Source organism: Oerskovia sp. NPDC056781 (assembly GCF_042789955.1).
In the GTDB taxonomy this organism is placed as follows: domain Bacteria; phylum Actinomycetota; class Actinomycetes; order Actinomycetales; family Cellulomonadaceae; genus Oerskovia; species Oerskovia rustica.
In genome coordinates this window covers 26,058-38,594 of sequence record NZ_JBHUAD010000008.1, presented here as the reverse complement: position 1 = coordinate 38,594, position 12,537 = coordinate 26,058, and the positions used below count along the sequence as shown (strand labels likewise).

The following is a 12,537-nucleotide window of genomic DNA, read 5'->3' as shown; positions in this document are numbered from 1 at the left end:
CCGTCGGATGACGACCTCAACCCCGTTCTCGGTGGCCTGGGTGCCGAGGCTCAGTCCAGGTAGTCGGCGACCAGCTGCTCCGCGATGCCCGTGTACGTGCCCGGGGTGAGGTCCGTGAGGCGGCGCGTGACGTCGTCGGGCAGGCCGAGGCCCTGGACGAACTCCCGCATCTCCTCACCCGTGAGCCGGTGCCCGCGCGTGAGGTCCTTCAGTCGCTCGTACGGGTTCTCCATGCCGGGGACGCCCGCGACCGAGGCCGCGCGCATGGCCGACTGGATGGGCTCGCCGAGCACCTCCCAGTTGGCGTCGAGGTCCGCGGCGAGCAGGTCCGCGTTGACCGCGAGCGCGCGCAGCCCGCGCGAGACGTTGTCCACCGCGAGCAGCGAGTGGCCGAACGCCGGACCGATGTTGCGCTGCGTCGTCGAGTCCGTGAGGTCGCGCTGCAGGCGCGAGGTCACGAGCGTGGAGGCGAGCGTGTCGAGCAGCGCGCAGGAGATCTCGAGGTTCGCCTCGGCGTTCTCGAAGCGGATCGGGTTGACCTTGTGCGGCATGGTCGAGGACCCCGTCGCGCCCGGCACCGGGATCTGCTTGAAGAAGCCGAGCGAGATGTACGTCCACACGTCGGTGCTGAGGTTGTGCAGGACGCGGTTGAAGCGGGCCAGGTCGCTGTAGAGCTCGGCCTGCCAGTCGTGCGACTCGACCTGCGTCGTCAGCGGGTTCCACGTGAGGCCCAGGCTCTCGACGAAGGACTTCGAGACGCCCGGCCAGTCGACGCCCGGCACGGCGACCGTGTGCGCGCCGTACGTGCCCGTCGCGCCGTTGAGCTTGCCGAGGTACTCGGCGCCCTCGATGCGGCGCAGCTGGCGGCGCAGGCGGTGCGCGAGCACGGCAATTTCCTTGCCCAGGGTGGAGGGCGTCGCCGGCTGGCCGTGCGTGCGGCTCAGCAGCGGGACGGCCGCGTGCTCGCGCGCCATGTCCGCGAGCTGGTCCGCGAGGGCCGTCGCGGCGGGCAGCCACACGTCGCGCACCGCGCCCTGCACCATGAGCGCGTACGACAGGTTGTTGACGTCCTCGCTCGTGCACGCGAAGTGCACCAGCTCGCCCGCCGATGGCAGGACGGTGCCCTCGCCCAGGATGCTCGGGGCGGCCTCGAGCCGACGCTTGATGTAGTACTCGACGGCCTTGACGTCGTGCACCGTGACGCGCTCGATCTCGCCCAGCTCGGCGATGCCCGCGGCGTCGAAGTCCGTGACGATCGCGCGCAGGTACGCCTTCTCGGCGTCGCTCAGCGCGGGCGCGCCCGGGACCACGGGGCCCTCGGTGAGGGCGATGAGCCACTCGACCTCGACGTGGAGGCGCTCGCGGTTCAGCGCGGCCTCGCTCAGGTGGTCGACCAGAGGCGCGACGGCGCCACGGTAGCGCCCGTCGAGCGGGCCCAGGGCGATGGGCGGGGTGATGTCGGCGAGCGTGGCGCGCTGGGGCGTGGTCACGGCGGGCGCGGCGGAGTCGGCGGAGTCCGTAGGCATGGCGCCATTCTCCCACGGGCGCCCGACGGCGGAGCGGGCGTCTCGCGGTCGTCTCGCGCTGGGCGCGCGTCGCTGCCGAGCATGCGGGTGACGTCGCAGAACGGCCGGTTCGACGAGGACAGGGCCGTGCGCGTCCGCGACGAAGGAGGTCGAGGGAGGTCGAAGGAGACCGGGCCGTGCACAGGCCCGGCGGGCGGAGCTCCTGCCCACAGAAGCGAGCGCCGACCAGCGGGCCCCGGGGGAGTGTCCCTACGGTCGTGCGCATGTCGACCTCCTTCTCCCTCCCCGGCGTCACCTCCGGCTGGTCCCCTGCCCTCGACGTGGTCGATCCCCGGCCCGAGCTGCGCCGCGCGGCAGACCTCGTCGTCGAGGCCGTCACGAGGGTCCGCCGGACCGCGGACGTCGCGTGGGAGGGGCAGGCGTCGGACGGGTACCGGGACCTCGTCGTCGAGGCGGTCCACGAGCTGTACCGGACGGACCGCGCCGCCGACCGGGCGGTGGGGGCGGCAGCGCGGTACGTCCGGACGATCGAGGCCGCGAACGCCGAGGCGAGCTTGCGATGAGCAGCACACCGGACCCGACCGCAGGGGTCGTCGTCTCCGGAGGGACGACCCGGGTCGAGACGGCCGACCTGGTCGCGGCCGCCGCCACCGTCCTCGAGGCTGCGCTGCACGTCGAGGCCGCCGTCGACGAGAGCCGGCGTGCCTACGGGCTCGTCAGCGGCCTCGTGGACGTGCCGCCCTCCTCGGTGCGCTGGGTCGACGCGATGGCGGGGTGCTACGGGACCCTCGGTCCCGGGACGTCGTCGTGGGCTCCCGTCCCGCCCGAGGTCGTGACCGCGCGCTCCGCGCTGCTCGACGAGACCGTGGCCTACACCGACGCGCTCGTCCTGGCGCGCGAGGTGCTCCTGGGGCTGTTCGACCGGCTCCGGAAGGCCGCCGGGATCTACGAGGAGGGCGAGTCAGGGGCCGAGGGCTTCGTCTCGTGGCTCGCGGGGGTGCCCGGGCTCGGGATCGGGGTGGTGCTGGCGGCCGGGGCCTACGACGTCGGGAAGGGGATCGGGGCGGGGCAGGGGGTGCAGCCGGGGCGTCTCCTCACGGGGTCCGGGGCGTACCACGACGAAGTGGTGCGGGGAACGAGCGCGATCATCGGGATCGGGGCGGCCGGTCGAGGGCTCGGTGGTCTCGGCGGCTGGTTCCGTGGGGCGACCGTCCAGGACGCGGCCGGTGCGCTGCGCGACGTGTCCCAGTCCTACCGGCGGCTGTTCGAGCCGGGGGTCGTGACGACCGAGCTCACCGGCACGGACCTGCCCGACGGGTTCGACAAGCCCGTGGCACGCAGCGCCGAGGACCTCCTGTCCGGGATCGACGTGGTCTACGGCACGGGCAACGACCTCCCGGACTCGGTCGTCTCGGTCGAGAAGTACGTGGACGACGACCAGCGGGCGACGTGGGTCGTGACGGTGCCCGGGACACAGCTCGGGAACCCGACGACGCCGTTCAGCATGACGTCGAACTTCGACCTGGTGCAGGGCGAGCACGCCGACAGCACCGCGCACGTGCTCGAGGCCATGCGTCAGGCCGGCATCCCCGCGGGGGAGGAGGTCGTGCTCGTCGGCCACTCCCAGGGTGGCATGGTCGCGATGGCCGTCGCGGCAGCCGCCACAGGCACCGCGGCCGCGGCAGGAACCGTGCCCCGATACGACGTCCGCCAGGTCCTGACTGCGGGGGCGCCGGTCGGGCTGGCGGCCCTGCCCTCAGGCGTCCGCGCCACGCACGTCGAGATCGAGCAGGAGGGCGTCTCCCAGCTCGACGGCGCCGACAACCCGGTCGGCCCGGACCGGGTTACGGTCCGCGCGGACCTCGACTTGCCGGGCGTACCCGGGGCGAACGGCAAGGTCCCGCACGGCGTGCCGTTCCACGTCGAGGTCCTCGGGCGTGCCCGCGAGGTCGGCCAGCCGGGGCTCGTGGACAACCTCGACGCGCTCGAGAAGGCCGTCTCGGGTGAACGTGTCGAGGCGCGCTACTTCCGTGGAGCGCTCGACCCGCTGCCCGTCGCCCCGCCGTGACCCTGAGGCCACGGCCACGGCCACGGCCACGGCCACGGGCACGGCCACGGCCACGGCCTCGGACGCGGCGTCCGTCGGCCATAGCGACGAGTCCGTCCGCACGGCTGCTCCAGGGTTCGTGGTCGCCCTCGGTCGAGGTCGGCCCGGCAGGGTCAGACCCGTGACTTGGGTGCGACCACCGCGGAGATGAGGAAGTTCAGGACGCCGATGATGAGCGCGGCGAGCAGTGCCCACCAGAACCCGCCCTCGATCCGGATGCCCCAGTCGGTCTGCTCGGTGATCCACGCCGTGAGCATCAGCATGAGGGCGTTCACGACGAGCGTGAACAGGCCCAGCGTGAGGATGTAGAGCGGGATCGAGATGACCTGCACGATCGGCTTGATGATCGCGTTGACCAGTGAGTAGATGAGGGCCACGGCGAGGACGATCACGATCTGGCCACCGACGGTGTCGGAGCCGACGATCGAGAAGTGGTCGTCGATGAACAGGCTCGTGAGCCAGATCGCGATGCCGGTGACGATGACGCGGATGACGAAGCTCATGCGTGCCATCCTGCCATCCCTGTCCATCGCTCCGCCGGGCCACGCCGGGGAGGGTGGGAGGTGCCCGCGACGTGAGCGACGCCGTCGGGCAGCGGGGGACGATGGCATCCTGGAGGGCGTGACCAGCCCCGCGCCCTCCGTGCCCACGCCCCCCGCCGCAGGCGTCCCGCTCCGTGCCGCCGTTGCCGCGCTGCCTGCCTACGTGCCGGGTGCGCGCCTCGCACCCGGGTCGAGCGCGTTCAAGCTGTCGTCCAACGAGAACCCGTACCCGCCGCCCGCCGCGGTCGTCGCGGCGATCGTCGACGCGGCCGCGGACACCAACCGCTACCCGGACATGTACGCGACGGACCTGACCGAGGCGCTCGCGACCGACCTGGGCGTGGACGCGGCGCAGGTCGTCGTGGGCAACGGCTCGGTGGCGGTGCTCGCGCACATCCTGTCGGCCGTCGTGGACGCGGGCGACGAGGTCGTGTACCCGTGGCGCTCGTTCGAGGCGTACCCGATCGCGGTCGCGGTCGCGGGCGGCACCTCGGTGCGCGTCCCGGTGACCCGGGAAGGTCGGCTCGACCTGCCTGCGATGGCCGCGGCGATCAGCGACCGCACGCGCGTCGTGCTGGTCTGCACGCCCAACAACCCGACGGGCCCCGTGGTGCACGCGGGCGAGCTCGATGCGTTCCTCGCGGCGGTCCCGACCGACGTCCTGGTGGTCCTCGACGAGGCCTACCTGGAGTTCGTACGCGACCCGCAGGCGCCCGACGGCCTCGCGGTCCTCGCGGCGCACCCCAACGTGGTCCTGCTGCGCACGCTGTCCAAGGCGTACGGCCTGGCCGGGCTGCGCGTCGGCTACGCGGTCGCCGAGCCCGCGCTGGCGGCGGGCATCCGCGCGGTCTCCACGCCGTTCGGCGTCTCGCACGTGGCCCAGCGAGCGGCGCTCGCGGCCCTGTCGGTCAAGGACGAGCTGCTCGAGCGCGTCGAGCACCTGGTCTCGCGGCGCGAGCGCCTGGTCGAGGGGCTGCGGGACCAGGGCTGGGACCTGCCGGAGACGCAGGCGAACTTCGTGTGGTTCCCGCTCGGTGGCCCGACGGCGGAGCTCGCCGCGGGCGCGTCGGCGGCGGGTCTCCTGGTGCGCCCGTTCGCGGGCGAGGGCATCCGGGTGAGCGTGGGCGAGGAGGAGGCGACCGAGGCGTTCCTGAGGGTCGCGGCCGGCTGGCGGTAGCGGCACCGGTACCTGTTGCCGGAGGAAGCCACCGGGAGAAGACTCCCGGTATGGACACTCCCTCGTACGACCAGCTCCAGGACGACTACGGCTGGCTCTTCGGCACGGCCGCGCTGATCGTCTGGGCGGCCGTCGCGATCATCTTCCTGATCGCCTACATCCAGATCATCCGCAAGGCCGGCTACTCGGGGTGGTGGGTCCTCGTGGGGATCGTGCCGCTGCTGAACGTCGTGATGTTCCTGGTGTTCGCGTTCTCGACGTGGCCGGTCGTCCGGGAGCGGGACGCCCTGCGTGCGCGGGCGGGGTACACCGGTCAGTATCCGCAGGGCTGACCCCCGAGTCTCGGCGTGCGGACAGGCGCCGCTGTACGTGGCGAGGGGCGTGGGGGAGCGGGGGCGCCCCGGGCTTCTGAGGGGTTGCGCCAACCGTTCAGCCCGTGACGCCCTGGTTCGCGGTGCGACGTGGACGCCGGGTTGGAGGGAACCTCCAAAGACGAGCGGGGAAGGTTTGTCCTCCAATGGCGGAGGAGGCTACGGGCTCGTAGCCTACGCTTGCGTAAGCTACGGTGTCGTAGGTTCGGTCGGGAACGGCCGAGGACCGCCCCCGAGCGACCCGGGCTCACGCCTCGGGCCGCACCGAAGGAGAACGCGTGAACCAGCAGCACACGGCCCCCGCGGCCGACCTCGCAGCCGAGACTGCCGGCGGTCCCCTGGCGGCCTCGACGGACACCGGTACCCCGGACACCGGGGCGACGCTCCCCGTCGACGCGGACCTCCTCCAGCTCCTGACCCCGACCGGTGCGCGGGTCGAGACCCCGGAGAACGCGGCCTATCGCGAGCGCGTCGCCCACCTGGACGCCGACGCCCTGCGCGGCCTGTACCGCGACATGGTCCTGACCCGCCGCTTCGACGACGAGTCGACCTCTCTGCAGCGGCAGGGCGAGCTCGGGCTCTTCCCCCAGGCGCTCGGCCAGGAGGCAGCGCAGATCGGCTCGGGCCGGGCGCTCGCCCCGCAGGACTACGTCTTCCCGTCCTACCGCGAGCACGGGGTCGCGTACACGCGCGGCGTCGACGTCGCGGACATCCTGCGCCAGTTCCGTGGCATCGACCACGGAGGCTGGGACCCGGACGAGCACAACTTCCACCTCTACACGCTCGTGATCGGCTCGCACACGCTGCACGCGACGGGCTACGCGATGGGCGTCCAGCGCGACGGTCTCGTCGGCACGGGTGACCCGGCCAAGGACACCGCGGTCGTGACGTACTTCGGCGACGGCGCCACGTCCCAGGGCGACGTGAGCGAGGCCCTCGTGTTCGCCGCGGTCAACGAGTCCCCGGTCGTGTTCTTCTGCCAGAACAACCAGTGGGCCATCTCCGAGCCCACGACCAAGCAGTCACGCGTGCCGATCCACCAGCGTGCCCACGGCTTCGGCATCCCGAGCCTGCGGGTCGACGGCAACGACGTCCTCGCGTGCTACGCCGCGACGGCCGAGGCGCTCGAGCGTGCGCACTCGGGCGGTGGCCCCACGTTCATCGAGGCCTACACGTACCGCATGGGTGCCCACACGACCTCGGACGACCCCACGCGCTACCGCACCTCCGAGCAGGAGGAGCTGTGGCGCCGTCGGGACCCCATCGACCGCCTGCGCCTCCTCCTGGAGGCCGAGGGTGCGTGGGACGAGCAGTGGGCCGCGGACCTCGAGACCGAGGGCGACGCGCTCGGCGAGCGGCTGCGGACGTTCGTCCGGGGCCTGGGCCGCCCGTCGACCGAGTCGATGTTCGAGCACGTGTACGCGACCGAGCACGCGGTCGTCACGGCCGAGCGCCGGTGGTTCGAGGAGTACGAGGCGTCCTTCACGGACGAGGGAGCCTCGAGGACGCACGACCAGCACGGAGGAGCACGATGAGCGCGCCGACCACCACCGCACCGGCCACGGCGACCGGCACGGCCCGCCTCACGCTGGGCAAGGCCATCAACGAGGGCATGCGTGCCTCGCTCGCGGGCGACCCCAAGGTCCTGCTCATGGGTGAGGACATCGGCAGGCTCGGCGGTGTCTTCCGTGTGACCGACGGGCTCCAGGCGAGCTTCGGCGAGGACCGGGTGGTCGACACCCCGCTCGCCGAGTCCGGGATCGTCGGGACCGCGATCGGGCTCGCGCTGCGCGGCTACCGACCCGTGTGCGAGATCCAGTTCGACGGCTTCATCTTTCCGGCCTACGACCAGATCACGACGCAGCTCGCCAAGATGCACTACCGCTCGCGCGGGCGTCTCAACCTTCCCGTGGTGATCCGCGTGCCGTTCGGCGGCGGGATCGGCGCGGTCGAGCACCACAGCGAGAGCCCCGAGGCGCTGTTCGCGCACACCCCCGGGCTGCGCGTGGTCTCGCCGTCGACCCCGCAGGACGCGTACACGATGATCCGCGAGGCCATCGCGTCCCCGGACCCCGTGCTGTTCTTCGAGCCCAAGGGACGCTACTGGGACAAGGGCGACGTCGTGCTCGACGGCCCCGTGGGCGACTCGACGCTCAACTCAGCGGTCGTGGTGCGCGAGGGCACGGACCTGACGCTCGTCGCGTACGGCCCCACGGTCCCGACCGCGCTCAAGGCCGCGGCCGCGGCCGCCGCCGAGGGCACGAGCATCGAGGTCGTCGACCTGCGCAACATCTCGCCGCTCGACACCGCGACGGTCGTCGCGTCGGTCCGCAGGACCGGGCGCTGCGTCGTGGTGCACGAGGCCGCCACGTTCCTCGGCTCGGGCGCCGAGATCGCCGCACGCGTGACCGAGGAGTGCTTCTACGAGCTCGAGTCGCCCGTGCTGCGCGTGGGCGGCTTCCACACGCCGTACCCCGTGGCGAAGCTCGAGCACGAGTACCTGCCGAGCCTCGACCGGGTCCTCGACGCGGTCGACCGCGCCATGGCGTTCTGACGGCCCCGCGCCGCACCCGATCTTCCGACCCGCAGACCAGTTCACACGAGGAGCAGGCAGTGCCCACCTTCGAGCAGTTCAAGCTCCCTGACGCCGGCGAAGGACTCACCGAGGCGGAGATCGTGCAGTGGCACGTGGCCGTCGGTGACGAGGTCACGGTCAACCAGACGATCGTGGAGATCGAGACGGCCAAGTCGCTCGTCGAGCTCCCGTCCCCCTACACGGGCGTCGTCACCGAGCTGCTCGTCGCCGAGGGCGACACGGTCGAGGTCGGCGTGCCGATCATCGTGGTCGACACGGACCCGACGGGCGAGCCGTCGGCCCCCGCCCCCGCGGCGGAGGTGCCTGCTGCCGAGGGTGGCGGCGCCGTCCTCGTCGGCTACGGCGTCGCCGAGCAGGCGAGCGCGCGTCGCCCGCGCCGGGCCGCCGCTGCGCCCGCAGGCCCGACGGCGGAGCGCCCCGTGCCCGTCGCCGCGCCTCCCGCTCGGGTGGCCCCGGCACCCGCCGTGCAGCCGGCGCGACCGGCGCCGTCGGGCCCCATCCGTGCCCTGGTCTCCGCCGCGACCGCCGGCCGGACCGTCCTCGCCAAGCCCCCCGTGCGCAAGCTCGCGCGCGATCTGGGCGTCGAGCTCGCGTCCGTGCCCGCGACCGGCCCGGGCGGGATCATCACGCGCGAGGACGTGCTCGCCTACAACGCGCGCTCCGAGCCGCGCACGCTCGCCACCTACGCGGGCGACGACTCGCCCTGGCTCAACGACGCGGGGACGGGCTCGTCCGTGACCCCCGACGGACGCCAGACGCGCGTGCCCGTGAAGTCCGTGCGCAAGCGCACTGCCGAGGCCATGGTCCAGAGCGCGTTCACGGCTCCGCACGTGACCGAGTTCCACACGGTCGACGTCACCAAGACCATGAAGCTCGTCGCGAAGCTCCGCGAGGACCGCGAGTTCAAGGACGTGCGCGTCACGCCCCTGCTCATCACGGCGCGCGCGCTGCTGCTCGCGGTGCGCCGCCACCCCGACATCAACGCGAGCTGGGACGAGGCCGCCCAGGAGATCGTCTACAAGCACTACGTGAACCTGGGGATCGCGGCCGCGACGCCGCGCGGGCTCGTCGTGCCCAACATCAAGGACGCGCACCGCCTCGACCTCAAGGGCCTCGCGCAGGGGCTCGCGGACCTCACGGCCACGGCTCGCGCCGGCCGCACGTCGCCCGCCGACATGTCCGACGGGACCATCACGATCACCAACGTGGGCGTGTTCGGGATCGACACCGGCACCCCGATCCTCAACCCGGGCGAGGCCGCGATCCTCGCGTTCGGCGCGATCCGCGAGCAGCCCTGGGTCCACAAGGGGAAGATCAAGAAGCGCTGGGTCACGCAGCTCGCGCTGAGCTTCGACCACCGCCTGGTCGACGGCGCGCTCGGTGCGTACGTCCTCGCCGACGTCGCGAAGATCCTCGAGGACCCGGCCCAGGCGCTCGTCTGGGGCTGACGAGCACCGCCGACCACCGGGAGGGAGCGCGCAGGGCGACCTGCGCGCTCCCTCTCGTCGTGCTCCTGGTGAGCCGGAGCAGGCCGGGCACCGGACGGCGGCGCTCGAGCACTACCGCCGGGCCGCCGCGCACTCCACGAGCACCCCGGAACAACGGCACCTCGCCGCCCAGGTGGCGCGTCTCGCGCGGTCCTGACGTCCGGTCCCAGCCGGGTCGCTCTCGGGTCGCCGGGACGAATCCCTACCGGTTGCCCGGTCTCGGAGTTGACCAGAGACTGTCAGGACTCGACGAGGAAGGGCGTACCCGATGACGACCACCCGCTCCCCCGAAGGACGGACCTCGCGTCGACGGCTGGTCGCCTCGACGTCGGTCCTCGCACTCACCGCCGCGCTGACCCTCGGGGCCGCGGCCGTCGGACCGTTCGTCGCGCCCGCCGCCGCAGAACAGCTCCCGACGTGCCCCGACGGGGACAACGACGGGACCGTCGGGCCGCCCCTGTTCACCGACAACGCCGTCGCGGTGTACGTCGGTGGGGACTTCACGGCGAACGAGAACGCGGCCGAGAGCGAGGGCCTGCTCGTCGTCCACGGGGAGGCGAGCTTCGAGCGGAACGGGATCTTCAACGTCGGGGTCGTGGGAGCCGGCTCGGGCGCGGCGCCGACGCCCGGGTCGACCATGCTGGCCGTGGGCGGGAACCTGACCATCGGACCGAGCTCGGCCGTCGACGTCGGCGCCGGGGCCACCGGAGGAGGGGCGGTGCACGTCGGCGGGGTCATCGACGACGACTCCCGGCTCCTGACGAACGGCGCGGGGGCCGTCGAGAACATGGGGCCGAGCGCGTTGCTGCCCTACGACCCCACGGTCTTCCCGCAGGAGATGATCGACGTCTCGGCCGAGCTCGCCGCGTTCGCCCCGAACGGCACGGCCACCCGCTCGGGGGACACGGTCGTCTTCACCGCCGGGACCGACGACCCAGCCCACCCCGGGCTCCAGGTCTTCGAGGTCGCCGCCGCGACGCTCGACGGCTCGAACGCCGTCCAGTTCAACGGCGTCCCCGACGGCGACTCGATCGTGGTCAACGTGACCGGGGGCCCCCTCGCCTTCTCGCCGCAGGACTTCACCGCGGACGGCGTCCGGGTCGACGCGTTCGGCTTCCCCGGGTTCGCCGACTTCGCGACGAGCCTGATGTGGAACTTCACGGGGTCCGACCAGGTGTCGATCGGTCAGAACGGCCAGTTCATGGGTTCGATCCTGGGGCCCGACATCGACCTCACCGCGACCACGAGCACCAACGGCCGCATCCTCGTCGGTGGTGACTACGTCATGGGCGGGGCGGGTACCGAGCACCACAACTACCCCTGGAACTACGCGTTCCCGTGCGACGACGACGCCCCGCCGATCCCGACCGAGGTCGGCCAGGTGACCGTGACCAAGACCGTGACCCCCGGGTCGGGTCTCACGAACCTCGTCTTCACGGGCTCTGCGCGCTGCACCCTGCCCGACGGTGCGATCTTCATGACGCGATGGGCCGTCAAGGCCGACGAGGTGACCGTGTTCGGCAACATCCCCGTCGACGAGACCTGTCAGATCTTCGAGGACCTCGACGGCGTGTACGAGGACGTGAACGGTGTCCTCGTCCCCGTGGACGCGGGGGACCGGCAGTGGGCTCAGCCCGTGTTCACGATCGACGGGCAGGCGACGGACAGCTTCACGATCACGGAGGCGGGCCAGAACATCACGATCGGCCTGGTCAACGCGCTGCTCGGCACGGTCGACGTGACCAAGGTCGTGTCGGGACCGGACGGCGGGTACGTCGGGACTCGCGAGTTCGACGTCGCCTGGCAGTGCTCCGCCGGGGCCTGGGTGGACGGGGTCGCCGTCGCTCCGGCGGTGACGTCCGGGGCCGTGAGCGTCGCCGCGGGGGCGACGGCTCGTCCGGAGGTGGACGGCAGCGAGGCGTGGTTCCCTGTCGGGACCACGTGCACCTTCGCCGAAGGGCCGCTCACGACCGAGCCCGGAGACTTCGCGGACGGGACCTACGAGTGGGACGGGGCGAGCGTCGACCCCACGGACGTCGTGATCGGCACGGGCGAGACGGGGACCGTCGCGGTCACCGTGACCAACACGTTCCGCAGCACCGTCGGCGGGTTCGAGATCGCGAAGGCGCTCGACGGGGACGCCGCCGCCCAGGTCCCCGCGGACACGGTGTTCACGGTGCGCTACTCCTACGCCGTCAACGGCACGACGGTCAGCCAGGACGTCCAGGTCCCTGCTGACGGGACCCCCGTGGTCGGCCCCCAGGACCTGCCCGAGGGCACGGTCGTCACGTTCGCGGAGATCGCCCTGCCGGGGGTCCCGGGGATCACCTGGGGAACGCCGACCATCACGGTCGCCGGTCAGGCCACGAACCGGCTCGTCGTGGGCGGCGGCTCCTCGGCCGAGGTCGTCGTGACCAACGCGGCCGAGGTCGCGCCGACCCCCACACCGACGCCCACCCCGTCGATCCCGGCGACCCCGGGCACGGACCTGCCGGCGACGGGCGCGGACATCGCGATGATCGCCGGACTGTCGGTGCTGTTCGTCGCGGTCGGCCTCGCGGCGGTCGTCGCCCGTCGACGCTGGACGTCGGGCACGAAGTAGCTCGTGCGGCCCGCGCCGGCCCGGAGAGGGGGGCGCGGGCCCGAGGACGAACGAGAGAGGGGGTGGCGAGCCGGACCGGCCCACCACCCCCTCGTCAGGTCGTGCGACCGGGTCCTGCCCGGCCCGAGG

The 12,537-nt window shown here is 72.6% G+C and carries 10 protein-coding genes; 8 read left to right on the top strand and 2 right to left on the bottom strand.

The window, feature by feature from the left end:
• Nucleotides 1-50: 50 nt before the first annotated feature.
• On the bottom strand, nucleotides 51-1,526 hold the full coding sequence (gene purB, locus ACFRCR_RS01640; protein WP_377674948.1) for an adenylosuccinate lyase: 1,476 nt from the start codon (nucleotides 1,524-1,526) through the stop codon (nucleotides 51-53).
• A 263-nt stretch (nucleotides 1,527-1,789) separates the two neighbouring features.
• On the opposite strand from purB, the gene ACFRCR_RS01635 reads away from it, so the two are divergent.
• Entirely contained in the window at nucleotides 1,790-2,089 is a 300-nt protein-coding gene (locus ACFRCR_RS01635; RefSeq protein WP_377674946.1) for a hypothetical protein, read from the top strand.
• A complete protein-coding gene (locus tag ACFRCR_RS01630; RefSeq protein ID WP_377674944.1) occupies nucleotides 2,086-3,594 on the top strand; it encodes a hypothetical protein in 1,509 nt (502 codons plus the stop codon). Before ACFRCR_RS01635 ends, ACFRCR_RS01630 begins: the two co-directional genes overlap by 4 nt.
• Before the next feature lie 152 nt (nucleotides 3,595-3,746).
• Here the strand turns inward: ACFRCR_RS01630 and ACFRCR_RS01625 are convergent, their stop codons facing one another.
• Nucleotides 3,747-4,136 carry a phage holin family protein gene (locus ACFRCR_RS01625; protein WP_377674942.1) on the bottom strand — a complete coding sequence of 130 codons (390 nt, stop codon included), beginning with the start codon at nucleotides 4,134-4,136 and terminating at the stop codon, nucleotides 3,747-3,749.
• A 118-nt stretch (nucleotides 4,137-4,254) separates the two neighbouring features.
• On the opposite strand from ACFRCR_RS01625, the gene hisC reads away from it, so the two are divergent.
• The 6 genes from hisC (at nucleotide 4,255) to ACFRCR_RS01595 (ending at nucleotide 12,408) form a co-directional block, all read left to right on the top strand.
• Nucleotides 4,255-5,352, top strand: a complete 1,098-nt coding sequence (gene hisC / locus ACFRCR_RS01620) for a histidinol-phosphate transaminase (RefSeq protein ID WP_377674940.1) — start codon at nucleotides 4,255-4,257, stop codon at nucleotides 5,350-5,352.
• Nucleotides 5,353-5,402: 50 nt separating this feature from the next.
• A complete protein-coding gene (locus ACFRCR_RS01615) occupies nucleotides 5,403-5,684 on the top strand; it encodes a hypothetical protein (protein WP_225228235.1) in 282 nt (93 codons plus the stop codon).
• 377 nt (nucleotides 5,685-6,061) lie between these two features.
• Nucleotides 6,062-7,258 carry a pyruvate dehydrogenase (acetyl-transferring) E1 component subunit alpha gene (gene pdhA / locus ACFRCR_RS01610; RefSeq protein WP_377674954.1) on the top strand — a complete coding sequence of 399 codons (1,197 nt, stop codon included), beginning with the start codon at nucleotides 6,062-6,064 and terminating at the stop codon, nucleotides 7,256-7,258.
• On the top strand, nucleotides 7,255-8,277 hold the full coding sequence (locus ACFRCR_RS01605) for an alpha-ketoacid dehydrogenase subunit beta (RefSeq protein ID WP_191796714.1): 1,023 nt from the start codon (nucleotides 7,255-7,257) through the stop codon (nucleotides 8,275-8,277). The genes pdhA and ACFRCR_RS01605 overlap by 4 nt, the downstream gene beginning before the upstream one ends.
• A 59-nt stretch (nucleotides 8,278-8,336) precedes the next feature.
• Nucleotides 8,337-9,767 (top strand): dihydrolipoamide acetyltransferase family protein, encoded by a 1,431-nt coding sequence (locus ACFRCR_RS01600; protein WP_377674937.1) that lies wholly within the window; start codon nucleotides 8,337-8,339, stop codon nucleotides 9,765-9,767.
• Between the two features lie 307 nt (nucleotides 9,768-10,074).
• Entirely contained in the window at nucleotides 10,075-12,408 is a 2,334-nt protein-coding gene (locus ACFRCR_RS01595) for a choice-of-anchor A family protein (RefSeq protein ID WP_377674935.1), read from the top strand.
• Nucleotides 12,409-12,537: the final 129 nt, after the last annotated feature.